Annotated in this window: 30 protein-coding genes; 19 read left to right on the plus strand and 11 right to left on the minus strand. The window is 45.5% G+C overall.

From position 1 onward, the window contains the following. Positions 1 to 76: 76 nt before the first annotated feature. The gene (locus tag QQL36_RS08270) at positions 77 to 367 is read right to left on the minus strand and encodes a hypothetical protein (RefSeq protein ID WP_083725041.1); all 291 of its coding nucleotides are present in this window, start codon (positions 365 to 367) and stop codon (positions 77 to 79) included. Positions 368 to 656: 289 nt separating this feature from the next. On the opposite strand from QQL36_RS08270, the gene QQL36_RS08275 reads away from it, so the two are divergent. The 4 genes from QQL36_RS08275 to QQL36_RS08290 all read left to right on the plus strand — a co-directional run bounded on the left by QQL36_RS08275 (position 657) and on the right by QQL36_RS08290 (position 6068). After that, a complete protein-coding gene (locus QQL36_RS08275) occupies positions 657 to 986 on the plus strand; it encodes a PadR family transcriptional regulator (RefSeq protein WP_083725043.1) in 330 nt (109 codons plus the stop codon). Positions 987 to 1027: 41 nt separating this feature from the next. Further along, a complete protein-coding gene (locus QQL36_RS08280) occupies positions 1028 to 2809 on the plus strand; it encodes a PspC domain-containing protein (protein WP_321569496.1) in 1782 nt (593 codons plus the stop codon). 151 nt (positions 2810 to 2960) lie between these two features. After that, the gene (gene feoB / locus QQL36_RS08285) at positions 2961 to 5096 is read left to right on the plus strand and encodes a ferrous iron transport protein B (protein ID WP_321569497.1); all 2136 of its coding nucleotides are present in this window, start codon (positions 2961 to 2963) and stop codon (positions 5094 to 5096) included. 69 nt (positions 5097 to 5165) lie between these two features. Continuing rightward, positions 5166 to 6068 carry a M28 family peptidase gene (locus QQL36_RS08290; protein ID WP_321569498.1) on the plus strand — a complete coding sequence of 301 codons (903 nt, stop codon included), beginning with the start codon at positions 5166 to 5168 and terminating at the stop codon, positions 6066 to 6068. Here QQL36_RS08290 and QQL36_RS08295 read toward each other — a convergent pair. Beyond that, on the minus strand, positions 6063 to 6638 hold the full coding sequence (locus QQL36_RS08295; RefSeq protein ID WP_321569499.1) for a hypothetical protein: 576 nt from the start codon (positions 6636 to 6638) through the stop codon (positions 6063 to 6065). The two genes, QQL36_RS08290 and QQL36_RS08295, sit on opposite strands and share 6 nt — an antisense overlap. A 51-nt stretch (positions 6639 to 6689) precedes the next feature. Here QQL36_RS08295 and paaA point away from each other — a divergent pair, with 51 nt between their 5' ends. Genes paaA through nadD form a run of 5 tightly spaced genes read left to right on the plus strand, consistent with a single transcriptional unit; the run spans position 6690 to position 9944 of the window. Next, positions 6690 to 7691: a 1,2-phenylacetyl-CoA epoxidase subunit PaaA gene (gene paaA, locus QQL36_RS08300; RefSeq protein WP_321569500.1), complete on the plus strand. Its 1002-nt coding sequence runs from the start codon at positions 6690 to 6692 to the stop codon at positions 7689 to 7691. A gap of 20 nt (positions 7692 to 7711) precedes the next feature. After that, entirely contained in the window at positions 7712 to 8077 is a 366-nt protein-coding gene (locus tag QQL36_RS08305; RefSeq protein ID WP_321569501.1) for a 1,2-phenylacetyl-CoA epoxidase subunit B, read from the plus strand. A 5-nt stretch (positions 8078 to 8082) separates the two neighbouring features. Continuing rightward, complete coding sequence (paaC, locus tag QQL36_RS08310; protein WP_321569502.1) at positions 8083 to 8826, plus strand: 1,2-phenylacetyl-CoA epoxidase subunit PaaC; 744 nt, start codon at positions 8083 to 8085, stop codon at positions 8824 to 8826. A gap of 25 nt (positions 8827 to 8851) precedes the next feature. Continuing rightward, complete coding sequence (gene paaD, locus QQL36_RS08315) at positions 8852 to 9328, plus strand: 1,2-phenylacetyl-CoA epoxidase subunit PaaD (protein ID WP_321569503.1); 477 nt, start codon at positions 8852 to 8854, stop codon at positions 9326 to 9328. 46 nt (positions 9329 to 9374) lie between these two features. Next, entirely contained in the window at positions 9375 to 9944 is a 570-nt protein-coding gene (gene nadD / locus QQL36_RS08320; RefSeq protein ID WP_321569504.1) for a nicotinate (nicotinamide) nucleotide adenylyltransferase, read from the plus strand. Here nadD and QQL36_RS08325 read toward each other — a convergent pair whose 3' ends face one another. Then, positions 9945 to 10979 carry an AI-2E family transporter gene (locus tag QQL36_RS08325; RefSeq protein WP_083725063.1) on the minus strand — a complete coding sequence of 345 codons (1035 nt, stop codon included), beginning with the start codon at positions 10977 to 10979 and terminating at the stop codon, positions 9945 to 9947. It abuts the gene before it with no gap. Between the two features lie 273 nt (positions 10980 to 11252). Between QQL36_RS08325 and QQL36_RS08330 the strand changes: the two genes are divergently transcribed. The 3 genes from QQL36_RS08330 to QQL36_RS08340 are packed head-to-tail and all read left to right on the plus strand — an operon-like array spanning position 11253 to position 12308. Next, positions 11253 to 11450 carry a YtxH domain-containing protein gene (locus QQL36_RS08330; RefSeq protein ID WP_083725065.1) on the plus strand — a complete coding sequence of 66 codons (198 nt, stop codon included), beginning with the start codon at positions 11253 to 11255 and terminating at the stop codon, positions 11448 to 11450. Between the two features lie 26 nt (positions 11451 to 11476). Beyond that, positions 11477 to 11908 carry a hypothetical protein gene (locus QQL36_RS08335; protein ID WP_083725067.1) on the plus strand — a complete coding sequence of 144 codons (432 nt, stop codon included), beginning with the start codon at positions 11477 to 11479 and terminating at the stop codon, positions 11906 to 11908. Positions 11909 to 11936: 28 nt separating this feature from the next. Beyond that, positions 11937 to 12308: a hypothetical protein gene (locus QQL36_RS08340; protein WP_321569505.1), complete on the plus strand. Its 372-nt coding sequence runs from the start codon at positions 11937 to 11939 to the stop codon at positions 12306 to 12308. On the opposite strand, the gene QQL36_RS08345 is transcribed toward QQL36_RS08340, so the two are convergent. Then, positions 12305 to 13330, minus strand: coding sequence for an SPASM domain-containing protein (locus tag QQL36_RS08345; protein ID WP_083725071.1), 1026 nt, complete (start codon positions 13328 to 13330; stop codon positions 12305 to 12307). The two genes, QQL36_RS08340 and QQL36_RS08345, sit on opposite strands and share 4 nt — an antisense overlap. A gap of 146 nt (positions 13331 to 13476) precedes the next feature. Between QQL36_RS08345 and QQL36_RS08350 the strand changes: the two genes are divergently transcribed. Both QQL36_RS08350 and QQL36_RS08355 read left to right on the plus strand, forming a co-directional pair. Continuing rightward, complete coding sequence (locus QQL36_RS08350; protein WP_083725073.1) at positions 13477 to 14256, plus strand: glycoside hydrolase family 25 protein; 780 nt, start codon at positions 13477 to 13479, stop codon at positions 14254 to 14256. Beyond that, a complete protein-coding gene (locus QQL36_RS08355; protein WP_083725075.1) occupies positions 14256 to 14537 on the plus strand; it encodes a hypothetical protein in 282 nt (93 codons plus the stop codon). The genes QQL36_RS08350 and QQL36_RS08355 overlap by 1 nt, the downstream gene beginning before the upstream one ends. A gap of 63 nt (positions 14538 to 14600) precedes the next feature. Here QQL36_RS08355 and QQL36_RS08360 read toward each other — a convergent pair whose 3' ends face one another. Continuing rightward, positions 14601 to 14810 carry a hypothetical protein gene (locus tag QQL36_RS08360; protein ID WP_083725077.1) on the minus strand — a complete coding sequence of 70 codons (210 nt, stop codon included), beginning with the start codon at positions 14808 to 14810 and terminating at the stop codon, positions 14601 to 14603. A 490-nt stretch (positions 14811 to 15300) separates the two neighbouring features. Between QQL36_RS08360 and QQL36_RS08365 the strand changes: the two genes are divergently transcribed. Then, a complete protein-coding gene (locus tag QQL36_RS08365) occupies positions 15301 to 15486 on the plus strand; it encodes a hypothetical protein (protein WP_143708919.1) in 186 nt (61 codons plus the stop codon). Between the two features lie 126 nt (positions 15487 to 15612). Here the strand turns inward: QQL36_RS08365 and QQL36_RS08370 are convergent, their stop codons facing one another. Then, a complete protein-coding gene (locus tag QQL36_RS08370; RefSeq protein ID WP_321569506.1) occupies positions 15613 to 16035 on the minus strand; it encodes a YybH family protein in 423 nt (140 codons plus the stop codon). An 81-nt stretch (positions 16036 to 16116) separates the two neighbouring features. Here QQL36_RS08370 and QQL36_RS08375 point away from each other — a divergent pair, with 81 nt between their 5' ends. The 3 genes from QQL36_RS08375 to QQL36_RS08385 are packed head-to-tail and all read left to right on the plus strand — an operon-like array spanning position 16117 to position 19130. Further along, positions 16117 to 17307, plus strand: a complete 1191-nt coding sequence (locus tag QQL36_RS08375) for a DegT/DnrJ/EryC1/StrS family aminotransferase (RefSeq protein WP_083725083.1) — start codon at positions 16117 to 16119, stop codon at positions 17305 to 17307. Beyond that, entirely contained in the window at positions 17307 to 18035 is a 729-nt protein-coding gene (gene kdsB / locus QQL36_RS08380) for a 3-deoxy-manno-octulosonate cytidylyltransferase (RefSeq protein WP_083725085.1), read from the plus strand. Before QQL36_RS08375 ends, kdsB begins: the two co-directional genes overlap by 1 nt. 18 nt (positions 18036 to 18053) lie before the next feature. Continuing rightward, positions 18054 to 19130 (plus strand): iron-containing alcohol dehydrogenase family protein, encoded by a 1077-nt coding sequence (locus QQL36_RS08385; RefSeq protein ID WP_083725087.1) that lies wholly within the window; start codon positions 18054 to 18056, stop codon positions 19128 to 19130. Positions 19131 to 19203: 73 nt separating this feature from the next. Here the strand turns inward: QQL36_RS08385 and QQL36_RS08390 are convergent, their stop codons facing one another. The 5 genes from QQL36_RS08390 to QQL36_RS08410 all read right to left on the minus strand — a co-directional run bounded on the left by QQL36_RS08390 (position 19204) and on the right by QQL36_RS08410 (position 23998). After that, entirely contained in the window at positions 19204 to 20430 is a 1227-nt protein-coding gene (locus QQL36_RS08390; RefSeq protein ID WP_321569507.1) for an MFS transporter, read from the minus strand. An 82-nt stretch (positions 20431 to 20512) separates the two neighbouring features. Continuing rightward, entirely contained in the window at positions 20513 to 20656 is a 144-nt protein-coding gene (locus QQL36_RS08395) for a hypothetical protein (protein ID WP_179091193.1), read from the minus strand. Positions 20657 to 20729: 73 nt separating this feature from the next. Then, positions 20730 to 22691 carry a thiamine pyrophosphate-dependent enzyme gene (locus QQL36_RS08400; RefSeq protein ID WP_321569508.1) on the minus strand — a complete coding sequence of 654 codons (1962 nt, stop codon included), beginning with the start codon at positions 22689 to 22691 and terminating at the stop codon, positions 20730 to 20732. Continuing rightward, entirely contained in the window at positions 22691 to 23041 is a 351-nt protein-coding gene (locus tag QQL36_RS08405; protein ID WP_083725092.1) for a phage holin family protein, read from the minus strand. The genes QQL36_RS08400 and QQL36_RS08405 overlap by 1 nt, the downstream gene beginning before the upstream one ends. Before the next feature lie 30 nt (positions 23042 to 23071). Continuing rightward, a complete protein-coding gene (locus tag QQL36_RS08410) occupies positions 23072 to 23998 on the minus strand; it encodes a hydroxypyruvate isomerase family protein (RefSeq protein ID WP_083725094.1) in 927 nt (308 codons plus the stop codon). 99 nt (positions 23999 to 24097) lie between these two features. Here QQL36_RS08410 and QQL36_RS08415 point away from each other — a divergent pair, with 99 nt between their 5' ends. Beyond that, positions 24098 to 25066 (plus strand): formylglycine-generating enzyme family protein, encoded by a 969-nt coding sequence (locus tag QQL36_RS08415; RefSeq protein ID WP_321569509.1) that lies wholly within the window; start codon positions 24098 to 24100, stop codon positions 25064 to 25066. Positions 25067 to 25074: the final 8 nt, after the last annotated feature.

Below are 25074 nucleotides of genomic sequence, written 5' to 3' on the forward strand. Positions count from 1 at the left end.
TTGAGTAGTAAATGTGTAAAAGCGGCATCGAAAGGCATACTATGCCTGATGCAAAAGAATTAAAGAAAATGAGCAGTTAGCAGTTTGGAGGAGGGCAGTGTATTTCCCGGGCGGGTCCCTGGGGAATAGCTTCCATTAATGTATAATGGATCTTGCTGAGATAAAGGGAAGGTTCGTGAAGAGAGTGATCATGGTGTTTCAGCCATTTTAAGTCTTTGGCGATCTTAACTCCATCGTCACCCGAGCACCCATCTGAGGGGTGCTCCTCCACAATCTGATTATTAAACAGTAACCTTCCCATCTCCTTTATTGGAAGGAGCTGGATACACATCAGTGTAAGAAGGAATATGCCGATAATCTTTTTCATGTGTCTTTACAAAAATAACAAAAGCTGAGACGTATCGTAAATATACGATTTAAAAATATGTTAAAGATGGTTTTTCTTACCGTTCATCATTATTTTTTAATAGCCCTAAAATATTAATTCATTGAATATTAATTGTTTATTTCTTTTTAGGTAATAAACAAAGCAAATTATTTTGCTTAAAAAGGTATTGTGTATTGCATAGTAGTATAAAACTCCTTATCTTTGAATTGTAAATATCAAAAACCAATCATAATGCAAATAAGAAGACAATTAATAAAGCTCACTTGCCATGAACATAGATAACACACAATCACAGATGCGAAAGGGCGTGCTGGAATTCTGCATCCTGAGCATCATCAAGCAAGGAGAAGCTTACCCTTCAGATATCATAGAAAAAATGAAAGAAGCGAAGCTGGATATCCTGGAGGGCACTCTTTATCCTTTATTAACACGGTTGAAGAACGCAGAATTACTGAAGTACAGATGGGAAGAAAGTATGTCGGGGCCTCCAAGGAAATATTTCTCCATGACCGACAAAGGAGAGGCCTTTTATCTGGACCTGGAAAAGACCTGGAACGAACTGGCAAATGCGGTACATCAGCTAACAAGTAAACAATAACAAAATCATCCAAACTAAAACCTATTAAATAGCAATCAGCAATGAAAAAGATTATTAACATAAACCTGGCCAGCCGCCTTATTCCCATAGAGGATAGCGCATATGAGATATTGCGGCAATACCTGGACAGTTTGAAAAAATACTTTGCAAGGGAGGAAGGTGCGGATGAAATTGTGAGTGACATTGAAGGCCGAATTGCAGAGATCTTTCTGGATAAAATAAAGAAAGGTGCTCACTGCATCACTGATGAAGATGTAGTAGGCGTGAAAGCTGTGATGGGTACACCTGACCAGTTTGAAGAAGGCAACGATACAAATACCCAACAACAGCAGTCCGCTGCTTCCAACGATCCTATCTACGATAGTTTCCGCACCCGCAAGCGTTTATTCCGTGATCCGGATGCGAAGGTACTGGGCGGTGTGTGCGGAGGTCTGGGTGCTTACCTGAATGTAGACCCGGTTGTCTTCCGTATCATCTTCGCTTTGCTGGCGATTGGTGGTTTCGGTTCCGGCATACTGGTATACTTTATTCTCTGGGTTGTAACACCCGAAGCAAATACTGCCGCTGAAAAGCTGCAGATGAGAGGAGAGCGCGTAGATGTGAACAACATCAGAACTGCTGTACAGGATGAAATTAACGCTACCAAGGCCCACTTAAAGGACATTAAATATGAAATGCGAAATTTTTCTCAGGGCCGGGGAAGACAAGTTGGAAATGATATAGAACGCTTTGGCCGTAGCTTATTTGATGTGTTAGGCCGCATTCTTATCGTACTGACTAAGGGCTTCTTTTTCTTCCTGGCTGTAGTCATTCTCCTCATCCTGCTGTTTGTAGGTGTAATGATCACAGTTGCTTCTCCGGTCCTGCTGCCATTCAAAGCCCTGCTGCTGGCAGGCACACTGCAAAATCTGCTCTTCTGGCCAGCTGTATTCCTCTTGCTCGGTGTACCGGTTGTGGGGATTATCATATTCATCATCCGCAAGCTCACAGGAGTAAAACAGACTAACCGCTATGTGGGTTATACCCTCAGCTTCCTCTGGTTCACCGGTCTGATATGTGCTATACTGGTAGGGGTGTCTGTGGCCAAAGATTTCAGATTACGTAATACCGTAAAAGAAAATTTTGCCCTTGTGCAACCTTCTAAGGAGAAGATCGTCTTTAAAGAGGCAGAGAACCTGGTTCAGGTAGAAGAAACTTTCTTTGATGATGACCTGAAGCTCGCTGACGATACTGTTATTATTAATAACTATCGTTTGAGTGTCGAGAAAAGCAAGAATGACAGTTTCTATATTGAAGTGCAACGTAGCTCCCGGGGACGCAGCATTGCACAGGCAAGAACGCTGGCAAGAGAGATCTCTTATCCGATCACACAGCAGGACAGCGTGATTTACCTGCCTGCAGGTATCTCTATCCCAAGAAACAGTAAGTTCCGTGACCAGCGCGTACGCATCATTGTACGGGTACCGGTTAACAAACAGGTGGAAATGGACAGCAAAGTTCGTGACCACTACCATAACTGGAACTGGGATTGGGACAACGATTGGGATGATCATCACCGTTGGGACGATAATGACGACAACGATGATAACAATGACAACGGTGTACATGTACTGAAAATGACTCCTGACGGAATCGATAAGAAGGACAACAACCGTGTAACAGACAAAGATTCTTTAGAAAATAATTACCGCTACAAAGGAAAACAGGAGCGTAACACAACGCCGGTAGAAGATACCAGCAAGTCAGCGAACGCTACCAGCAAAGGAAAAGTAGCCTTTGAAGGAGATGCCATCAGCTACAGCCTTTTCAACCTTTTGAGCTAAACTTTTCATCACAATAAGTTCAATAGTTAAAGAAATGGAAATTACCACGGTCTTCACCGTGGTTTTTTATTTAACGATCTTTTTCCCGAATTGATCAAACAGCTGACATTTAAATGCCTAGTTTTGTTTTTTTAACCGTCGACGATAAGGAATGCAGGCTACAAAAACTGGAAAGATCAATATTGCGCTGGTAGGGAATCCGAATAGTGGCAAAAGCTCGTTATTTAATGCTTTGACAGGACTGAACCAGAAGGTTGGTAATTTCCCGGGGGTTACTGTTGACAAGAAAACGGGTGCGGCCAACATCTCTGCCTCACTTCAGGCCAACATTATTGACCTGCCCGGTACCTATAGCCTTTATCCCAAAAGTGCCGATGAATTAGTAACGTACGATGTACTGGTAAATCCTCAGGGAGAGGAAATTCCAGACATTATCCTCATTATTGCCGACGCTTCCAATCTAAAACGTAACCTCCTCTTTTGTTCCCAGATTATAGACCTGAAGATCCCCGTTATCATTTGTCTGACCATGATGGACATTGCCCGTAAGAAGGGTGTGGAAATCGATGAAGCTGGTCTGGAAAGAGAATTGGGTGTACCTGTGGTATCCATCAATCCCCGCAAGAACAAGGGGCTCCCGGAACTCAAAAAGATTATAGAACTCGTAACCCGGGAAAAACAGGCTGTTCCTCCCCGGGATTTTATAGATAGCCGCGCCTTGGCTCCTGAGCTGATCACCGATATCAAAAAGATAGTACCGGTGAAGAGTGATTATGCTGCTTTGCACATTGCCGTGAATCACAATGAACTGCACTTCCTGAACAAGGCACAAAAAGAAACCATTACCCAGACAATTCAGACCCACCAGTTTAATAAAACCAAGGTACAGGCGGATGAGATCATGCAGCGCTATGCGCGTATCAAGCATATCATGCGCAACTCGGTAGTAGAGGCCGATCCTTTGCAGAAACAGTTACAGACAGAGAAGATCGACGATCTGCTCCTGCACCGTTTCTGGGGGTATGTGATCCTGCTGGGGATCATGGCCATCATGTTCCAGAGCATTTTCTGGCTGGCGTCTTTTCCAATGGACTGGATTGAAGGTGGATTTGGCGCACTGAGTGGCTGGCTTTCTGACGTACTGCCACAGAATCAAATCTCCGACATCTTTATTAATGGTATCATCGCCGGTTTGGGTGGAATTGCGGTATTCGTACCACAGATCATGATCCTCTTTGGGTTCATCACCATTCTGGAAGATACCGGTTATATGGCCAGAATCAGTTTCCTCACAGATCGCCTGATGCGTCAGGTAGGTTTGAATGGGAAGTCTGTAATGCCGCTGATCAGTGGGGTGGCTTGTGCCGTACCTGCTATCATGGCAACACGTAATATTGAAAACAGAAAAGAAAGGCTGATTACAATTCTGATCACACCACTCATGAGTTGCTCTGCCCGTCTGCCTATTTATACTGTGATGATTGCCCTTGTAATTCCTAACAAACCTGTACTAGGCATTCTCAATTTGCAGGGTGTGGTGATGATGGGGCTATACCTGTTGGGTTTTGTAATGGCATTGATCATTGCAGCGATCCTGAAACTGTTTGTCAGGATAAAGGAAAAGAGCTACTTCATTATGGAACTGCCGGTATACCGTGCTCCCCGCTGGATGAATGTAGGCACCACCATGCTTCAGAAGGCAAAGATCTTTATTATGGATGCCGGTAAGGTGATCATGGTTATCTCCATTATCCTCTGGTTCCTGGCATCGTATGGACCTTCGAAAAAGATGGAGGCGGTCGCTATCAAATACGAACAACTAAAAGCCGCACAACCTGATAAAATTGAAGCCCTGGATAGGGAAGAGGCCATGGAAAAACTGGCGAATTCCTATGCTGGAGGATTGGGCCATGCAATAGAACCTGCTATCCGTCCACTGGGTTTTGACTGGAAGATCGGGATTGCATTGATCACTTCCTTTGCCGCCCGTGAGGTATTTGTGGGTACTATGGCCACGTTGTATAGTGTGGGTGAATCGGAAGAAGACAATGATGCAACTTTAAGACAAAAGATGAGCGGCGCTACCTGGAGAGATGGGCGACCAGTGTACACACTGGCGAGTGGCGTATCGCTGATGCTTTTCTATGCCTTTGCCATGCAGTGTATGAGTACACTGGCGATTGTGAAGAGAGAAACCAAGTCGTGGAAGTTGCCCGCCATTCAGTTTGTATATATGACAGCACTGGCTTACCTGAGTAGTTTGCTGGCATTCCAGCTGTTGAGTTAATACTTTTTACCGGCAGGGTGATAGCGCGCAGTGAAATAGTTTATATTGCGAACTATCATCCAGCTGATTATGAAAACAACCATACTGTGTGCCCTGTTACTGACAGGTGTATTTGCAAAAGCGCAGACCAATATCGATTCTGTTCAACTCATTAAAGACATCCGCACTTTATCGTCCGATAAATTTGAAGGCCGCCGCACTGGCACAAAAGGCAGCCGGATGGCCCAGTTCTATCTCTTAGGTCGTTTCAAACAATCTGGTTTACAACCTTTTAATAAGACCTATGAGTACCCTTTTTATTTCAGAGAGGGAGACAAACAGGTAATGGGTACCAATCTGTATGGCTATATCAAAGGCAAGTCAGATTCCATAATCGTCATCACCGCGCACTACGATCACTTAGGTATTAAGAAAGATCAGGCAGGAAAAGACAGCATCTACAATGGTGCAGACGACAATGCTTCGGGCGTAGGTAGTCTGCTGGCGGTGCTGGGATATTTTAAGAAACATACGCCGCAACATACGCTCATCTTTGCCGCTTTTGATGGTGAGGAAGAAGGGCTGAAAGGTGCAGCCGCTTTTCTGAAACAACTTCCTGTAGCAGTTAACCGCTTTATCCTGAATGTAAATCTGGATATGGTAAGTCGCAATGATAAAAACGAACTGTATGTATGTGGTGTGACGCCGTATCCTTTTTTGAATACGTTTGTGGATGCAGCCAAAGCAAAATCAAGCACTGTAAAACTAATAGCAGGGCACGATCATAAAGAAGATGGCGGTCAAAACTGGATCAGCCAGAGTGATCAGTATGAATTTCATAAACAGAAGATTCCATTTTTATATTTCGGGGTAGAAGATCATCCTGACTACCACCAGCTTGGTGATGAATTTGAGCATATTCAACCATCTTTTTATTATCAGGCTACACATCACATCCTGAATGTGATATTGGCTGCAGACAAGGGGCTATAAGGCTTTGAGCGAATCTGAGATGGCCTGTCGCCACCGATACTGGGCGGTATAGTTTTGTCCATGGCTGGTTTCATTGTCATAAGCTTTCTGTAACCTATTCATTTCCCTGAAAAATTCGATGTATTCGTATTGAATCATGCTGTCGTAGTCATCGGCAGTGAGTGCCATATGTGTGACCTTTTTCCTGAACCGCAAGGCCACCAGCCAGGTAATGTCGAAGTGCAGTTGTTCGTGTGCCAGGCTGTAATCATCTCTTACAGCAGGGGTCACCCAGGAAGCGCTTTTGATATGAAATGTCTGTAGCGTGAGGTTGATGTAGAGGGTATCTATTTTTCGGATACTGCCCCCTTCGTAGGCAAAGCTGCTGTAAGATACGGCGCCGCTCCTTGGGTGGGCCGGCGGAGTAGCCTGAAAATCGGACCATTGCAATTTTCTATCAGATTGATAAAAGAGTGTATCAGATTGAGAATTCTCTGGCCTGTTGTCGGGTACAAAGACAACTTTGATGATGGGGTTGGCACTCATCAGCGATCCCAAAAGGTAACAGGTCCATATGATTTTACTGAGCACAATTTAAAGGTACATTTTTCGTAACTTACAGGTTACCAAAACAATCACACTATGTATGGTGGCGGATACATCTTTGAAGAGCCGAAACGGCAACTCCAGTCTACACAAGACCAGGACGACCCCGAAAAACTGGCCGCTTTTGAAAAGCGCATTGCTAACGGGGAAAAAATCGAACCCGGCGACTGGATGCCGGCCGAATATCGCAAACAATTGATCCGGCTCATAGAACAGCACGCTCATTCCGAAATCATCGGTGCTCTGCCAGAAGGCACCTGGATCACCCGTGCTCCCGGTTTTAAGCGCAAACTGGCGCTCATAGCCAAGGTACAGGATGAAATTGGCCATGGCCAATTGCTCTACAATGCAGCAGAGACCCTGGGCAAATCGAGGGAAGCAATGATCAACGACCTGCTCAGTGGCAAGTCTAAATACTCCAATGTATTTAATTATCCAGCTGAGACCTGGGCAGATGTGACTGTGATCGGTTTCCTGATTGATGCTGCGGCTATCGTGAACCAGGTGGCGAATGCCAAAGGATCTTACGGCCCTTACTGCCGGGCACTGGAACGCATTTGTTATGAAGAAAGTTTTCACCTCAAGCAGGGACATGATGCTTTCATAGAACTGGCCACGGGTACCCCTGCGCAGAAAGCAATGCTGCAGGATGCACTGAACCGCTGGTGGCAACCGATCATGCACTTCTTTGGTCCTCCTGACAAAGCGTCTAACCACAGTGAAAAGCTGATGCAATGGAAGGTGAAAATGGCCAGCAATGATGATATGCGTAATCAGTTCCTGGATGCTTATGTTCCCAAGATATTAGAGTTGGGGATGACCCTGCCTGATCCATTATTGAAGAAGAACCCGGATACCGGCAAATGGGAGTATTCTGACCCGGACTGGGACCTGTTTTTCGAAGTGATCAAAGGGAATGGCCCTTGCAATAAAGAAAGACTGGACGTAAGAAAATGGGCGGAAGAAAATGGCCGCTGGATCAGAAAAGCCCTGATGCGACCAGAAGAAATGAAACGACAAACAGCCCCCGTAGCTTAACAAGTATTTTTTTCACGATTATGAATGACTCACTAGATCCACGTGTCAACCGGCTCCGGTTGAATAATATTGACGCCCCCTTTACCATAGAAGAAGGAGAAAACTGGCAGGCCTATGAAGTATTTCATCAGGAAAAACGTGGTGCGCACCATGAGCATGTAGGGTGTGTACATGCGCCAGATCCGCAAATGGCCCTCATCTTCGCCAAAGAACAGTTTGGCAGAAGGAAGAAATGCGTGAACCTATGGGTGGTACGCAGTGCCGACATTCTGGCTTTCGACCTGGAAGATGAAGACATGTTTGCCAACAATATGGAAAAAACCTACCGCGACGCCAGCGGATTCAAGGTGATGGAAAAGATCAATAAGTTCAAAGGTAAGCCCTGACAATAATGGAACACTTAATAAAAGAATTCGTCACCAAAATGGCTGACGACGCCCTGATACTGGGCCACCGTAACTCAGAATGGACGGGGCTGGGGCCTGTAATGGAAGAAGACATTGCTTTCTCTTCTATGGCACAGGATAAGATCGGACATGCCTGGGCGCTTTATCGCATCCTGCAGGACATGCCGGGAGGTCAGGATCCGGACCAGTTCGCATTTCTCCGGCGGGAAAATGAATACAAATGCTGTCATCTCACAGAAATGCCAATCGGCACATATGAATTCAGTCTGGTGCGGCATTTTCTTTTCGACCATGCGGAAACAGTGAGATACAATAGTTTGCTGGAAAGCAAATTTGTACCTCTTCAACAGCTGGCTAAAAAAGTAAAAGGAGAACTAAAATACCATACCCTGCATGCAGATGCCTGGATGCTACAGCTTGGCAAAGGGGGGCAGGAAAGTCATGGGAAAATGCAGGTGGCGCTGGATAATTGTTTCCCGCTGGCCTGTGGCATTTTTGAACCAGGGCCGGATGATGCACAATTAAGTGACATTTATCCTGGAGAGCAGGCTCTTTATGAGCGCTGGTTAGATAATATTTACCCCATTCTTACAAAAGCTGCCCTGAATCTGCCAGAAAAAGTAACACCTGCTTATGGAGGCAGATATGGTGAGCATACACCACATCTTCATTCCTTACTGGAAGAAATGGGCGAAGTGTTCAGACAGGATCCCGCAGCCGCCTGGTGAACTTTTTAACCTGAAGTATATGGATATGATCAAGATCATTTATAAATCTTTGGAGAAGGTCATGGACCCGGAAATCCCTGTATTGAACGTATTGGAAATGGGAATGATCACAGATGTACAGCAGGACGAAACAGGGATTCACATAAAAATGATCCCTACTTTTTCTGCCTGTCCGGCTATATCTGTGATCAAACAAACGATCAGCGATACAGTGGGGAATGATTTGCAACTGCCGGTAGAAGTCACCGTAGATCCTGCTATACAATGGAATAGCAACAGACTGACCGAGACGGCGAAGGAAAAACTTCGTGGATTTGGCATAGCGGCACCGCCTGTACATCAGGGTGAAATAGAAGCCGATATGCTGCTGCATGTCACCTGTCCACACTGTGGAAGTGAAAATACATTCATGCGTTCTCCCTTCGGTGCGACCCTGTGCAGGGCCATGCATTTCTGTCGTCAATGTGGGATGATGTTCGAACAGTTTAAGCCCCTTACCTGATTTTTCCTCATATTTATTTACTTTCACGCTTCAAAAAGCAAGGGGCATGAAGATAGGCTTGTATTTTGGATCCTTTAATCCTATACATACCGGTCATATGATCATCGCGAATTTCGTGGCATATCATACGGATCTGGACAAAGTGTGGCTGGTCGTTTCTCCACAAAATCCATTAAAAGCATCGGCATCATTACTCAATGAACATAACCGTTTTCACCTGGTAGAACTGGCCATACAGGATGAGCCTAAGCTCAGGGCCAGTAACATAGAGTTCTCGTTACCTAGACCATCATTTACTGTTGATACATTAGCTTACCTGACTGAGAAGTTTCCGACACAAGAGTTTGTGATCATCATGGGGAGTGACAGTTTTCAGAACATTTCCCGCTGGCGCAACTATCAGCACATAGTGAGGAACTATCCGATCTATGTGTACAAACGGCCCGGGCATGAGGTGACAGAGACACATGGCGCCACAGTAAAAATACTGGAAGCGCCTATGCTGGATATATCAGCAACTGATATAAGGAATTGGATAAAAGAAGGAAAATCAATTCGATACATGGTACCTGACAATGTAGTGGCATATATTACAACCAATAACTACTACAAGTAATTACTTTTCTATCCTTACTTCCCGCTTCTTTACGAGGAATTCATTTGAATAGATCTCCAGCAGCAGGATGAACATAGATATCAACAGTGGTCCGAAGATCAGTCCTATAAACCCGAAGAGGTTCACGCCAACCAGCACACCGAATATGGTAATCATAGGGTGTACATCACCAATCTTTTTAGCCAGTACAAATCTGAAGATATTATCTGACGTACCTACTACGGCAAATCCGTAGACGAGTACGGCAATTCCCTGCCAGGTACTGCCTATGCCCAGGAGGTATATGCCCATGGGAACATATACGGCAGCGGCACCTACTACAGGCAGCATAGAAGTACAACAGGTGACAGCAAACCAAAATATTGGTTCGGGTACTTGGAAAATAAGGTAGCCGATCAGGGAGACGATACCCTGTATGATAGCAATGAGGGGAATTCCCACCGCATTGGCAATCACCAGTTTGCGGAATTCTGAGCCCAATCTTAGTACGTTTTCATCTTTCAGCGGAATATATTCGTAGAGGTAAGCTTCCATTTCCCTGCCGGATACCAACATGAAATATAAAATAAAATAGAGGATAGCGATAGTGGTAAGCGTGTTGAAGGTGGCGCCCACCAGGCGGGGGAGAACAGCGGTCAAATAGCCCTGCAATTGTTCCAGTTTTACCTGTGAGAGCACATCTATTTTAGTAGCACCATGTATTCGTTCATTGAGCGATTTGAGACCAGCGATGAGTTCTGATGTGTGTGCAATGGCGTAGCTTACTTTGTCAGTGAGCATGTTGATCATCAGCCCTACTGGCAGTAGAAAGATAATGAAGGAAAGGATCATTAACATGGCAGCGGCCAGCGGTTTTTTCCAGTGGCGCTTTTCTACCAGTCTGAACATGTAATTGCGGGATATCACATAGAGTGTGATTGCGCCAAGGAAACCGGGGAAAAATGAATACAGCTCCATGAAGAGGAGGGAAGCCAGCAAAACGATGATAAGCAGGAAACAGATCTGTTTCAGGCGTTCGTTGTCAATGACGCTCATAAGGTTGATAAGTTAATGTAATAGAATGTGATACAAAAAGAATACCGTTCGCGGCCTTTTTGTTCATTTTAGATACATGTAGTTTTAGCAATGGCCTTTGGCCTTTGCTAAAACTACATGCGGGTGGTTGATAGGTCAATGGCCGATCAACCACCCCGCAGTATTATTTTTTTAACATGTATTTTTCCTTAATTTTTAATTCTTGGAATAGTGTTTGTACCTGTCATATTCCAAATATGTTAATCTAATTACTCACCTTAAAAACCAAAAATTATGGCAAGCAACGGATCAAAAGCAGTTGTATCATTCATTGTTGGCGCAGCAGTAGGTGTTGCGGTAGGTTATTTCCTGAATTCTGACAAGAAAGATGAAATTGTAGACAAGCTGAAATATCAGGCAGACAAACTGAAAGATAAACTGAAGAAGAAAAAGGAGCAATATGAGGATGCCCTTGAAAATGAGCTGGCTTAATCCCTTATTGCACTAAAATCATTTGCATGGAAGATAATTTCAGCAACTATTTTAACCAGACCGGCAAGGTTGCCAAAGAATATCTGGAAACCCGTCTGGACCTCATTAAGCTCCAGGCAGCAGGAAAGCTATCAAGGGCCCTCGGGCTCTTTTTCTCTTTGATACTGGCTTTCCTGCTGTTCTTTTTTGTTGTCGTATTTCTTGGAATGGTACTCGGCTTCTGGATAGGAGAAATGACCAATAGTTATACAATTGGATTTTCTTGTTCCGCAGGGCTTTTTATCTTTTTACTCCTGATCCTCTTATGGTTTCGCGTGCCGCTTATTCAGCGCCCGCTATCCAATATGCTGATCAAAGAATTAGTGAGTGAAATGGAGATGGAAACCAAGGAAGAGGTAGAACTGGAAAAGGAATTGGACAAAATGGAGGAGGAAGATGAATATCATGAGCAGTTATAATTTAACCATCATGAAAAAATAATTACACATGCCCAAGGTGAAGATCACCAACTCAACCACACTACAAAGTGAGATCCTGAGATTAAAGAGAAAATCCCGTGCGCTGGAAAATGAGCTGGGAGACCGCGTTGATTATTTCAAAGGCAATTATGGCAAGATGGCCCTCAATTCTGTCATACCCGGCAGTGCGAAGCATTCGGGTTGGATGGGTATTGCAGGCAAGGTAGCGAAAGTAGCCTGGCAAAGTAGCAATGCCAAATCATTCGCTACCAATGCCCTGATGACTGCATTGGAATTTATTGGTGTCAGATTGGGAATCAATCTCTTTGATAAATTTCGCAAGAGCAGAAGCAAAAAGAAGAAAGCCAAGATGGCGGCTACTCCTTCCGAAGAAGATTAGCCCCATACTTTGGTACCTTCGCTACAGTTTGCACAGATATCGATATTGGCCCGGCCCTTCATCAACTGGGTGCGGAAACCAACATACTTTTCATTGTGCCACAGTTCCTTCATGGACTGTTGTTTTAAATCGCCCAGTTTATGCTGGGCGTCCTTGTCAAAACAACAAGGTACTACCAGACCATCCCAGGTGATGACAGGTGCATGCCACAGGCGCCAGCAATGATTCCCCATTTTGTTCTTGATCTTATAGGTCCCATCTTCGTTGCGCTTGTAACGGCTAAATTTATCAATAGTAGGAATCAATCGGTTTCCTTCCTCATAATCATACACTTGCGCTGTCTTGAAGCGAACCTGGTCCACACCGATTTCCTTTGCCAGCAATTTGATATCCTCAATCTGGTGCTCGTTAGGCTTTACAACGAGGAACTGGAAGAAAACAAACGGCTTTTTGGAATTTAGTTCTTTTTTCCACTTCACGATATTTTTAGCCCCCTGAATTACCTTTTCCAGGTTACCGCCCACGCGGTATTGGGTATACACATCCTGTGTGGTACCATCTATAGATATAATCAGGCGGTCCAGACCACTTTCTACCGTTTTGCGGGCGTTTTCGTCCGTAAGGTAGTGAGCGTTCGTAGAGGTAGCTGTATACAAACCTTTGCTGGTGGCATATTTTACCATGTCCAGAAACCCTGTATTCAGGTATGGTTCTCCCTGAAAATAAAATATAAGGTAGAAGAGATCTTTAGAGATCTCATCAATAGTCTTTTTGAAAAAATCCTGATTCAGCATCCCCGTAGGGCGGGTAAAAGCACGTAAGCCACTGGGACATTCCGGGCAACGAAGGTTACAGGAAGTAGTTGGTTCGAAAGATACGGAGATTGGTAAGCCCCATTGTACTGGTTTCCGAGACCATTTACTCACAAAATAACTGCTCAGTACTTTTCCGGCATTCCAACCACGACGCAGGGTAAACTTAGAAAGCAGGTTCAACGAATCATTCCAATTAAAATCCGGCATAACACAAACACTTTGGATATTGTAAAAATAAGATAACTATATCGGTTATGGATAATAATATTATACTTGCTATAAATTTGACATAGTCAAAACGTAGCGGATACTCCAAAAGCAAAGGCTATGCTAAAAGCAGAATTATTATTATCGTGACAAAGTCCAGAGAAAAAAAAGGGTGGCGCCTGGTTGTCTTCATCTTTCAATTAATGGTGATTATCACCGCCGGTCTGGTATATTACCAGTTAAAAACAGGGAGACTCAACTTTGTAAGATATGAGGAGTTTGGTATTGATATGCCTGTAGACTATGAAATACATGGGATTGATGTCTCCAAGTTTCAAAAGAATATAAACTGGGAAGCAGTTCAGCAGATGCAGGTGGAAAAGATCCACATTTCATTTGCGTTTATCAAAGCTACGGAGGGTATTACCCGCCAGGATGGCAATTTCAGGCAGAACTGGTCCCGGGCCAGGCGGGCAGGGGTGGTGCGGGGTGCCTATCACTTTTTTTATGCTACCCGTGATCCGCTCAAGCAGGCCATCAATTTTCAGAATGTAGTACAGCTGGAGCCGGGCGACCTGCCACCCGTATTGGATATTGAAGTGAGCAACGGCCAGCCACCAGCGGTGATCAGAAGCACGGCCCGGGTATGGCTGGAAGAAATGAAAAAAGCATATGGCGTAAAACCCATCATTTATACTAACGTGCATTTTTACGAAACCTACCTGGGCGATGAATTTGATGACTATCCACTGTGGGTAGCCCATTATTACCAGAAAAAGAAACCGGCATCAGCAAGGAACTGGCTCTTCTGGCAACACAATGATGGGGGCAGGGTGAATGGTATATCAACTACGGTAGACTTCAATGTATTCAGAGGAGATAGCCTGGCATTCAGTAAGTTATTAATTCGCGCAAAAAAGCACTAATGGAAAATCAGGAAACTCCCCAACGGGAAGATGAGAAGGCGCCAATGGATATGCGGATCGTATATTATTTTGTACGCATCATCCGCACCGTCTTTTTGTTTTTATTCTGGGGCATTATCAATGTTTTTCTGGGATTATATCTTGGATTTGCTGTGCCTGAGGAATCTACCCCTGGCCGCATGATCTTCTTTTATAGCTTCGCTTTCATTACACTTGTGGCATACCTCTTCATTGTGTGGAAAACGTGGAGGAAACAAAACCACACTACAGACAATTATTAATAATAAAAATGGCGAACAACGTTTTCCGTCATTCGCCATTTATTGATGGTAAGATTAAGTGAATTAGAGGAGGGCTTGTTGCAGATACGCCTGCTGCATCCCTTTGATAATGCGTGCTACGTCTTCCTGAGGTTTGCCTATTTTACGCTCCAACCGTACATACAGCTCTTTCTCTTTGCCAGATTCAAATACCAGATCCTCATCTGACAACTCTGTGAAACGTTGTTTTAGCAATTTCTTCAGTACCGACCACTGGTAACTACGGATGTTCATAGTAAGCTTAATTTTATTAGTTATAAATATGTGACGTGTTTATCCATCGTTCCAGGGTAACAGGGGTCCCTCCACTGAGGTCTAAATCAAATAGTTATCTTCAGAACGTAATACTAGAATATTCAACTTTTGTGCCATTTGGTAGCATTCTGGGGTGAAAAAGTAAGCCGCATTGATCAATTCTATCCCTTTATAACAAATAGTTTGCGGGGTACCTATTACTGAATATAGGAATTAAAATTATGCTAAAATATTGAGATTATCATTTTAGCATATGAAATGCAATCTATTGCACCAGACTTTTCCTGGTTCGATTTGTGGAGACTTGGGAGACACCTGTGTTGTCGCATTACGCAATGTGTGGAGGCATTTACTCATCCAGGCATTACGAAATGCCCTATTGGCAAGTATTGCGGGATGGTACATACTTTGCAAAGGTATAATCGTATCGATTGATAATAGGAACTGTTCACAAGTAAAACGGAAATCCATGCTACATGATGATAAACAGCTTCCCAGTGAAGAGCATAAACAACCTTTACAGCACAAGGCTGAAATTTTAAAAACCGATAAAGCCGATACTAAGACCAATCCGCTTCATGGTGAGCTTTCCGGGAAACCGGAAGACGAAAACCTGGCGGCAAGGGATCAGGATCGTTCAAATAATAAAAGCTAATTCGTTTGCCATAGTTTATTGATTAACCTATTATGGACATCAAACGATTAGTAACATTCTTCTTTAATGTTGTGGTGTATAGCAGGCCGTCCCATTCATGGGATGGTTTTCTTTTTAATGCCATTCCTAACTACTATGATCGGCAATAATCTTCCACTGACCTTTGATTTTCTTTATCAATAGGGTATAAGCCCCTTGCATATCTCCCGCGCTTCTCTGTAAATGCCATTTTCCCACTACAAAGTATAGCTCCTTTGCCAATGGTCTGATTTCCAGGATCTTAAAATCCAGCTTGCCCATAGCGGCGGTATCCGGGTAAGATTTCTTGTATCTGTCCAGAGTTGCCTGCCAGCCATATGTGGGGCCATGGCTGCCGACGAACAATAATGAATCTGATTGCCAGTACGTTTGCATAAAGCCTTCTATATTCCCCTGGTTCCAGGTGCTGGTTTGTACCGCCAGTAGCTGCCGGATCTCACTGTCCGGATGTTGCGCCAGTGCTGCTATAGACGGGGGTGTCAACAGGATAAGATACAGGATAAAACGCATGGCAATTTTTAGTAAAAGATAAACAGTTTTTCCGAGCGCTGAGTACTTGATTATACTACCTTTGCAAAAAATCAACAACTTATGCCCGGATATGAATTTTTTGGACCGGAAGAACGCAAGGAAGTAAATGACGTGCTGGAAACCGGCATCTTTATGCGCTATGGGTTTGATGGCCCACGCAAAGGCATCTGGAAAGCAAAGGAGCTGGAACAAGCCATCTCTGAAAAACTGAATGTTGGGTACACACAGATCGTATCCAGCGGTACGGCAGCCCTCACCGTAGCAATGCAGGCGTTGGGCATAGGTGCAGGAGACGAAGTGATCATGCCGACCTTCACATTTGTGGCAAGTTTTGAGTGTATCTTCTCGGTAGGCGCCACCCCGGTGCTGGTAGACGTAGATGATACCCTGACCCTGGACCCTAAAGCGGTTGAGGCTGCAATCACTCCACGTACCAAGGCGGTTATGCCTGTACATATGTGTGGTTCGATGGCTGACCTGGATGCACTGAAGGCCATCTGCGACAAACACAATCTGATCTTACTTGAAGACGCCTGTCAATCATTTGGCGCAACTTATAAAGGTAAAGCTGTTGGTTCTATCGGCCATGCTGGCGCCTTCTCCTTCGACTTTGTAAAAACCATCACCTGTGCTGAAGGTGGTGCCATCGTTACCAACGACAAGGATATTTATGTAAAAGCGGACGGTTACTCTGACCATGGCCACGACCACCTGGGCGTAGACCGTGGGGCAGATCTGCACCCATTCATCGGGTACAACTTCCGCATTTCTGAACTGCATGCGGCTGTAGGTCTCGCGCAGGTTAGAAAACTGGATACTTTCCTGAGCATCCAGCGCAAAACCAAAAAGATATTTAAAGATGCTCTGTCTGCCATTCCTCAGGTCAGCTTTCGTCGCCTGCCGGATGCAGAAGGGGATAGTGCTACTTTCCTCGCCTTCTTCCTGCCAGAAGAATCTCAGGCCAGAGCTGCTGCCGCTGCTATGAAAGCTGCCGGTCTGCCTGCTTTCTACTGGTTTGATAACAACTGGCATTATATCCGTAACTGGGAACACTTCAAACAAAGCACGGTGCTGAGCCGTTTTGCACCAGGCCTGCAACAGGCAATGGAGCTGTACAAAGTGAAACAATTCCCAGCTTCTGATGCGATCATGAGCCGTTGCATCTGCACTCCTATCAACCTGGGCTGGAGCGATGCTGAGGTTGCTGAACGTGCTGAGAAACTGGTAAATGCAGTAAAAAGCGCCCTGTAATGAAAAAAGTAGCCTTAATACCTGCCCGCTATGGCGCTACCCGTTTCCCGGGCAAGCTGATGGCTAAACTGGGTGGTAAGTCAGTGATCCTGCGCACGTATGAAAGTACTGTGAAAACAGGCGTGTTCGACGAAGTTATGGTCGTAACTGACTCCGATGTTATCTACCAGGAGATCATTAGCAATGGTGGTAAAGCGGTCATGAGCCAAAAGGAACATGAGTGTGGTACCGATCGTATTGCCGAAGCGATCGCTGACAGGGAAGATGTAGAGATCATCGTAAATGTTCAGGGAGACGAACCTTTCACCCAGAAAGAGCCGCTGGAAAAACTACTTCAGGTGTTCGAAGGCGAAGCTGGTCAGAAAGTACAGGTAGCCTCCCTGATGCAGGAGCTGAAAGACTGGTCATCCATCGAAGATCCTAATTATGTAAAGGTGGCCGTGGATAAACAGTTCAACGCACTTTTCTTCTCCCGCTCCGTCATTCCTTATCCCCGCGATAAACAGGTGAAATCCGTTTATTATGAGCACATTGGTATCTATGCATTCCGCCGCAAAACCCTGCTGGATTTTACCCAAATGCCGGTAAGCCCACTGGAAGCCGCTGAGAAAATAGAATGCCTGCGCTACCTGGAAAATGGCATCTCCATGAAAATGGTGGTGACTGAGTACATGGGTGTGGAAATCGATACACCGGAAGACCTGGTGAAAGCAGAAAAATTATTATAATAATATTAATAGACCGAGATGAAATTCAGGAACTTTAAGATGGTTGACTACGTGGTATATGGCCGCGGATGTTTTGACCAACTGGATGAAATATTGGCTCCCCAACGTAAAGGAGATGCACCCATGATATTTTTCGTGGACCATTTCTTCCAGGGAAATGACGCTTTTGCTAAGCGTATTCCAGTGAGAGGCAAGGACAAGATTATATTTATTGATGTAACAGACGAACCTAAAACCAAATACGTTGACAAAGTCAGAGATGACCTGAAAACTGAATTTGGTGAGGTGAGCGGTATCATCGGTATCGGTGGCGGGTCTGTAATGGACATGGCCAAAGCAGTATCCCTGATGATGACCAACCCAGGTTCTTCTGCTGACTATCAGGGCTGGGACCTGGTAAAATATCCTGGCGTATACAAGGCGGGTATTCCTACCATCTCCGGTACCGGGGCCGAAGTAAGCCGTACCTGTGTACTGACAGGCCCTACCCGTAAGCTGGGTATGAACTCTGACTTTACACCGTTCGACCAGATCGTACTGGATCCTGAATTGATCAGAGGCGTACCTAAGAACCAGATGTTCTATACTGCGATGGATTGTTATATCCACTGTATCGAATCTCTGACGGGTACTTACCTGAACGCTTTCAGCCGTTCTTACGGTGAAGAATCATTACGCCTGTGCCAGGAGATCTTCCTGCATAAGCCTGAATGGGATGACGATGCTGATGAGAAACTGATGATGGCATCTTATGCCGGTGGTATGAGTATCGCCTATTCTCAGGTGGGTGTAGCACACGCTGTGAGCTACGGTCTGGCTTACCTGCTGGGCACCAAGCACGGTATTGGTAATTGTATCGTGTTCGACAAGCTGGAAGAATTCTATCCTGAAGGCGTAGCTGAATTCAAAGAAATGGTGAAGAAACACAACATCGATATTCCACAGGGCATCACCAAAGGACTGACTGATGAGCAATTCAACATCATGATCGATGTATCCCTGGGTATGGCCCCACTGTGGGAAAATGCACTGGGTAAGGATTGGAAAGAGCAAATGACAAGAGAAAGACTGAGAGCGCTGTACGAACGGCTGTAATCAGACCCGATATTAAAAAGACAAATCCCGGTCGCCTTGCAGCGCCGGGATTTTTTATTTTTCTAAGCATGAATTATCGTTGAAACCACTTGCCGGGTGAAAATACAAATTGTTTTACAGTTTGCATACGGCGATTTTGATAAATAAAGATCAAATAGACCGTAGCCGCAAGGGTCACTATAGCGGTAGAATAGAAGGTGAGGGGGAAGAACCTGGAATCGTTGTGATATACAAAGGCTGACAGGTAGGCGCCAATACCAATACCCGCTTCCTGTGCGATGTACATGGAAGCCAGTGCCCGCCCTTTGTGTTCTGGTCTGCCCAGATCAATGGTCCAGGCTGTCACGGCTGGAGAATTCAATCCTACTGATACACCATAGATCACAGCGGCAGTGAGCATCATGGCAGGAGAGTGGGCCACGCCTAAAGTAAATACCCCAACCGCCATAATCAATGTCGCAATCTTCAACACCGGCAATCTGCCATATCGGTCAGAGACCTTACCAGCTAACAACCGGATACTGATAGAGCTGGCGGTAAAGAATGTATAAAACAGGCCTTTGCTCGCTGGCGGCAGACCTACATAAGCGCTGAAATCAGGAATAATAGTGAACAGTACCCCATAGCTGTAATAAGTGATGAAAGTAACGATCACCGGCGCCAGTACCAATGGCTCAAAGATCTCTGATTTAGAGATCCTGAGTGTGGAGAGCCGGAAGCCTTGTTTATTCGGCAGCGTTTCTTTCATACCACCTACCAGTATCACTACTGATAATAAGGCGAACACTGCCGATAACTGGAACATCACGTGTATATCCCAGATAGAAGTAACATATCCTCCTATGGCTGGGCCCAGTGCCATACCAATGGTGCTGAAGAGTCCAACCATGCCCATCGCTTCTGCTCTGCGGGTATTGGGTACGATATCGGCCACATAAGCAGCAGTACCGGTAGGCTTAAAGCCTGTAGAAAAACCATGAAAGAAGCGGAGTAATAAGAAGGCGGCTACAGTGCTGACCAGGGGATAGAGCAGGCTACAGATCACACAGATCACGGAGCCGAAAATCATTACCGGAACGCGGCCAACGGTGTCTGTGAGTTTACCGCTAAAGGGCCGTGATAGCCCTGCCATGAGTGTAAACAAAGCAAGAATGTAGCCTTTGTATTGTTCGCCGCCCATGCTGCTGAGGTAAGCAGGCAAGTCTGGTAGCATCATGTTGTAGCTGGCGGAAAACAGTGCATTGCTAAGGCATAGCATGATAAAGTGGAAGGTATAGATCCTCCCGTGCGACTGATCCATGATGCAAAGTTAGTAAAGGGCAATAAAAAAAGCCGTCTTAATTATTTAAGACAGCTCTTTAATATCATGAAGAAGTTGATTATTAGCGTTTTACGTACTTAAACGCAGCAACCAGGAACATTGCAGTGAATAAACCGATTACTACGAATGTAGCATAATGTGCAAATGCATCTCCAGCTCTGAAAAAATCTGTGGTTTCTACGTTATTAACTACGGCAAGCAACATAAAAAAAGTGTTTAATGATCCGGGGTGCAAGTTAGCACATTCATTTTAGAAAAAAGAGGAAAATTTCCGAAGCTTAATATTGCAATAATGTTTGTACACATTCATGCAGGCGTGCCTTCGCAAGGAAATTTGCTTCCAGCTCTGCTGCAAAAGGGACAGGGGTATCCAGAGATGCACAGCGCATAACGGGGGCATCCAATTGCCGGAAGCAGTGCTCGCCAATCCAGGCCGCAATCTCGCCACCGATGCCTCCGGTTAAGGTCGCTTCGTGCAATATCAACACTTTTCCTGTGGTAAAAACGGCTTGTTGAATGGCTGTATAATCCAGTGGTTGCAGTGACCTCAGATCCAGGATATGGATTGATAGTTCAGCATGCAGCCGCACATATTCCAGCGCCCAATGTACGCCTGCTCCATAAGTAATGATACTAACATCATCTCCATCCTGTACCACCTTTGCTTTTCCTATTTCAATAGTATAAGGTGCATCCGGCACAGGGCCACTGATACTCCTGTACAAGGCTTTGTGCTCAAAGTACAATACCGGGTTAGGATCTGCCAGCGCTGCCAGCAATAACCCTTTCGCATCTTCAGGGGTTGCCGGGTACACCACTTTCAAGCCCGGTGTATGTGTAAACCAGGCCTCATTACTCTGTGAATGAAAGGGACCTGCCCCTACGCCCGCCCCTGCCGGGAGCCGTATAACCACATTGGCATTTTGCCCCCAGCGGTAATGAATCTTGGCGAGGTTGTTTACAATCTGGTTAAACCCACAGGAAACAAAGTCGGCAAACTGCATCTCTACCATACTTCTGTAGCCCATCACTGATAAGCCCAATCCTGCACCGAGTATGGCACTCTCGCACAAGGGCGTATTGCGTACCCGCTCTTTACCATACAGGCCTGCCAATCCTTCTGTGATCTTAAATGCACCACCATATTCGGCTATATCCTGACCCATCAAAATAAGGTCAGGGTGCAGTTCCATTGCCTGATGCAGGGCATCGGCTATTGCATTGATAAACCGTTTTTCAGAAACAGCGCCTGTGGGAGCTACTGGTACCGGAGCTGGCGCATAGATATCGTGCAGCTCCTCATCTAAATTGAAAACGTGCACCGTTTCGTGCAATGCCGCTTGTATATCGTGATCGATTTCCTGTTTCAGTGATTCCCGGATGGAATCATCTGCCAGGTTCAAAAACTGTAAGAACTTTTCGAAATGTAATATCGGGTCCTGCTTTGCCCATTCTTCCAGCAGGGCAGCGGGTACGTATTTTGTGCCACTGGCTTCTTCATGTCCCCGCATTCTAAAGGTCATGGCCTCTATCAATACCGGTTGTCGTTCCTCCAGGGCATGGCGTTTTGCCTCCTTCACTGCATGGTATACCTCTAAGATATTATTGCCATTGATGCGCATGCCCCGCATACCGTAGCCGGCTGCCCGATCTGCCAGCTGTTCACAGCGATATTGTTCTGCCACCGGGGTACTTAACCCATAGCCATTATTCTCTATCAGGAAGATCACTGGTAAACCCCATACAGCAGCTACATTCAGGGCTTCATGGAATTCCCCTTCGCTGGTACCGCCTTCGCCTGTAAAGGTCAGCGTTACTTTACCGGAGAATTCCAGCTGCTGCGCCAATGCGATACCATCTGCTACTGACAACTGTGGACCAAGATGAGAGATCATCCCAAATATATGATGGGCTGCGCTCCCAAAATGAAAAGATCGTTCTCTGCCTTTACTATATCCCAGCGGACTTCCCTGCCACTGATGAAACAACTGTTGCAAAGGCATCTGCCTTGTTGTAAATACACCGAGGTTACGATGCAGTGGCAATATCCATTCATCTTCATCCAGGGCTAAAGTGGCGCCTACGGCAATCGCTTCCTGCCCTATACCTGAAAACCATTTACTTACTTTTCCCTGCCTCAGTAGCAATAACATTTTCTCCTCTACCAGCCGGGGGTAAAGTAAGGCTTTGTAAAAGCCCAGCAACTGGTCGTCACTGATATGTGTGCGGTCGAAGTACATCAGTCATCGCGCCTGGTACCAGCCAGGCTATTCATAATGCCAGAAACCACTGTCAGCACAAGGCTGAACAGCAATGCCCATATAAATCCATCTACCTTGAATCCAGACACCAGCGAACTGGCCATCATAATAATGATAGCATTGATAACCAATAGGAATAGCCCTAATGTAATGATGGTAACAGGTAATGTCAGCAATATTAAAATAGGTTTTACCAGCAGGTTCAGTATCGCCAATACAAAAGCCAATACCAGGGCGGTAATGAAGCTGTTAATATATACACCGGGCAATACATAAGCAGTAACCATGGCTGCGATGGCGCTAATTAACAGGCGGATCAGGAAATTCATACAGATAAATTTGAATGAAAGGTAACGAAATTACAGAAATGCATCGCTTTCCCTATAAGCCTTTATCAGTGCTACCTCACCTTCTTTTCCGGGGTTGGCATTGCCGTGTTCCATACCGAGTACGCCCTTATATCCTTTTGTGTGTAAATGTTTGAAGATGTTCTTGTAATTGATCTCGCCGGTAGTGGGCTCTTTTCTACCTGGGTTGTCTCCGATCTGAATATAGGCGATTTCGTCCCAGCACAGGTCCATGGTAGGTATCAGGTTGCCGGTATTGCGCTGCATGTGGTAGATATCGTAGAGTATTTTACAACTGGGGCTATTTACTGCTTTGCACACCATATAGCTTTGTTCTGCTGTACGGAGAAAGAGGTCTGCATTGTCGCTCAGGGGCTCCAGCACCATCACGAGACCATGTGGTTCAAGAATGGCGGTACCTGGGCGCAGTGCTTCGATGACATTGCCTGTTTGTACGCCCATAGGAAGGTTGCGTTCAAAGTAGCCGGGTACAAAGGTGGCCCATTTGGCATTTACACGTTTGGCTGTTTCAAGTGCCTTGCGACATATTTTTACAAAGGTGTCCTTGAATTCCTGTTTGCCGGTGGTGAGGGAGGTTTTCCAGTTGTCTCCACCGTCTATCACAAAAACACCCATTTGCATACCCAGTTTCGCCAGCAGATTTCCGATCTTTTCCTGTTCGGCTACATCGCGGTTCATGAGACCATTGTCTTCAAAGGAACGGAAGCCCTGGTCGTACATAAATTGAATCTGGTCCAGTACATTGTTGCCCGCGCTGTTTTTAAACATGCCATCATGGGGCGCATAGTTCAGGTTAAAGGGTTTGCCTGCCTCCGGAGCCAGGGGCTCCGAGGAAATCGCAGCGGCGGTAGCAGCATTGAAAGCAAGGGTTGACAGACCTGCCAGGGTGCCCTGCTGCAAGAATTTTCTTCTTTCCATAACGTAATATTTATTGCATGAGATTACTAAATGTATAAAAAACATTGCTTTACCGCAATCGATTTAATAAATTCACTATTGATTCTTTAAACCGGTGTTATGAAAAACAAATTGCTTGTACTGTCGCTAGGCTGTATGATCACCCAAAGTGTATCCGGCCAGGACAATAGTCCTCCCAACCAGCCCTATACGGCTACCCTTCCTGGTACGACTGTTTCTTTCAGGATGGTGCCCATTCCTGCTGGTTCGTTCAATTGGGGGAGTCCTGTCTCGGAAAAAGGCAGGAAGGATGATGAAGGTCCCCGCCAGCAGGTACAGATCGGGGCATTCTGGATGAGCGCACATGAAGTGACCTTCGATGAATACGATGTGTACTCTGATGCAGAAAAGGACAAAACCCCCATTCCTGATGGTATGACCCGCCCCAGTCCGCCATATATTGACCTGACCTTGGGTATGGGTAAGCAGGGTGGCTTTCCGGCAAACAGTATGAGCCAATACGGCGCATTGAGCTACTGTCGCTGGTTGTATGCAAAAACCGGTATCTTCTACCGCCTGCCTACAGAAGCAGAATGGGAATATGCCTGTCGTGCAGGAGCTGCTACAACTTATCCTTTTGGTAAGGACAGCAGCAGCTTAAAACAGTACGCCTGGTATGCTGGCAACAGCGGTGGCAAGTACCACAAAGTAGGAGAGTTGCAACCCAATGCCTGGGGATTGTACGACATGCTGGGCAATGTAGCAGAATGGACGCTGGACCAGTATGATGTACATTACCTGGAACAGGCGCCAGACAAAGATCCATGGAAGCAACCTACTTCCAGAACACCCCGTAGCATCAAAGGGGGCAATTACCAGGATGATGCGGCTCAACTGCGCAGTGCGGCCCGCCTGAAATCTGATCCGGATTGGAACAGACGTGATCCTCAGATACCCAAAAGCAAGTGGTGGAATGCCGATGCGCCTTTTATCGGATTTCGCATTATCCGCCCTGTAAAGCAACCTACGAAAGAAGAAGCCGGGCAGTTCTTTGCTGACGTGCTGGATAAATATATTGGTTCCAGATAACATGCTAA

This window comes from Chitinophaga sp. LS1, from assembly GCF_034274695.1.
Classification (GTDB): domain Bacteria; phylum Bacteroidota; class Bacteroidia; order Chitinophagales; family Chitinophagaceae; genus Chitinophaga.

What these genes read in the sequence shown, in the direction of transcription:
- QQL36_RS08405 (WP_083725092.1), bottom strand. Translation starts at nt 23,041, where the DNA reads ATGAATTTCCTGATCCGCCTGTTAATTAGCGCCATCGCAGCCATGGTT.
- QQL36_RS08355 (WP_083725075.1), top strand. Translation starts at nt 14,256, where the DNA reads ATGGAAAATCAGGAAACTCCCCAACGGGAAGATGAGAAGGCGCCAATG.
- QQL36_RS08395 (WP_179091193.1), bottom strand. Translation starts at nt 20,656, where the DNA reads ATGTTGCTTGCCGTAGTTAATAACGTAGAAACCACAGATTTTTTCAGA.
- paaA (WP_321569500.1), top strand. Translation starts at nt 6,690, where the DNA reads ATGTATGGTGGCGGATACATCTTTGAAGAGCCGAAACGGCAACTCCAG.
- QQL36_RS08365 (WP_143708919.1), top strand. Translation starts at nt 15,301, where the DNA reads ATGCTACATGATGATAAACAGCTTCCCAGTGAAGAGCATAAACAACCT.
- QQL36_RS08415 (WP_321569509.1), top strand. Translation starts at nt 24,098, where the DNA reads ATGAAAAACAAATTGCTTGTACTGTCGCTAGGCTGTATGATCACCCAA.
- QQL36_RS08375 (WP_083725083.1), top strand. Translation starts at nt 16,117, where the DNA reads ATGCCCGGATATGAATTTTTTGGACCGGAAGAACGCAAGGAAGTAAAT.
- QQL36_RS08325 (WP_083725063.1), bottom strand. Translation starts at nt 10,979, where the DNA reads ATGAGCGTCATTGACAACGAACGCCTGAAACAGATCTGTTTCCTGCTT.
- paaD (WP_321569503.1), top strand. Translation starts at nt 8,852, where the DNA reads ATGATCAAGATCATTTATAAATCTTTGGAGAAGGTCATGGACCCGGAA.
- QQL36_RS08305 (WP_321569501.1), top strand. Translation starts at nt 7,712, where the DNA reads ATGAATGACTCACTAGATCCACGTGTCAACCGGCTCCGGTTGAATAAT.
- feoB (WP_321569497.1), top strand. Translation starts at nt 2,961, where the DNA reads ATGCAGGCTACAAAAACTGGAAAGATCAATATTGCGCTGGTAGGGAAT.
- kdsB (WP_083725085.1), top strand. Translation starts at nt 17,307, where the DNA reads ATGAAAAAAGTAGCCTTAATACCTGCCCGCTATGGCGCTACCCGTTTC.
- QQL36_RS08330 (WP_083725065.1), top strand. Translation starts at nt 11,253, where the DNA reads ATGGCAAGCAACGGATCAAAAGCAGTTGTATCATTCATTGTTGGCGCA.
- nadD (WP_321569504.1), top strand. Translation starts at nt 9,375, where the DNA reads ATGAAGATAGGCTTGTATTTTGGATCCTTTAATCCTATACATACCGGT.
- QQL36_RS08370 (WP_321569506.1), bottom strand. Translation starts at nt 16,035, where the DNA reads ATGCGTTTTATCCTGTATCTTATCCTGTTGACACCCCCGTCTATAGCA.
- QQL36_RS08275 (WP_083725043.1), top strand. Translation starts at nt 657, where the DNA reads ATGAACATAGATAACACACAATCACAGATGCGAAAGGGCGTGCTGGAA.
- QQL36_RS08400 (WP_321569508.1), bottom strand. Translation starts at nt 22,691, where the DNA reads ATGTACTTCGACCGCACACATATCAGTGACGACCAGTTGCTGGGCTTT.
- QQL36_RS08335 (WP_083725067.1), top strand. Translation starts at nt 11,477, where the DNA reads ATGGAAGATAATTTCAGCAACTATTTTAACCAGACCGGCAAGGTTGCC.
- QQL36_RS08390 (WP_321569507.1), bottom strand. Translation starts at nt 20,430, where the DNA reads ATGGATCAGTCGCACGGGAGGATCTATACCTTCCACTTTATCATGCTA.
- paaC (WP_321569502.1), top strand. Translation starts at nt 8,083, where the DNA reads ATGGAACACTTAATAAAAGAATTCGTCACCAAAATGGCTGACGACGCC.
- QQL36_RS08360 (WP_083725077.1), bottom strand. Translation starts at nt 14,810, where the DNA reads ATGAACATCCGTAGTTACCAGTGGTCGGTACTGAAGAAATTGCTAAAA.
- QQL36_RS08410 (WP_083725094.1), bottom strand. Translation starts at nt 23,998, where the DNA reads ATGGAAAGAAGAAAATTCTTGCAGCAGGGCACCCTGGCAGGTCTGTCA.
- QQL36_RS08385 (WP_083725087.1), top strand. Translation starts at nt 18,054, where the DNA reads ATGAAATTCAGGAACTTTAAGATGGTTGACTACGTGGTATATGGCCGC.
- QQL36_RS08345 (WP_083725071.1), bottom strand. Translation starts at nt 13,330, where the DNA reads ATGCCGGATTTTAATTGGAATGATTCGTTGAACCTGCTTTCTAAGTTT.
- QQL36_RS08290 (WP_321569498.1), top strand. Translation starts at nt 5,166, where the DNA reads ATGAAAACAACCATACTGTGTGCCCTGTTACTGACAGGTGTATTTGCA.
- QQL36_RS08340 (WP_321569505.1), top strand. Translation starts at nt 11,937, where the DNA reads ATGCCCAAGGTGAAGATCACCAACTCAACCACACTACAAAGTGAGATC.
- QQL36_RS08280 (WP_321569496.1), top strand. Translation starts at nt 1,028, where the DNA reads ATGAAAAAGATTATTAACATAAACCTGGCCAGCCGCCTTATTCCCATA.
- QQL36_RS08270 (WP_083725041.1), bottom strand. Translation starts at nt 367, where the DNA reads ATGAAAAAGATTATCGGCATATTCCTTCTTACACTGATGTGTATCCAG.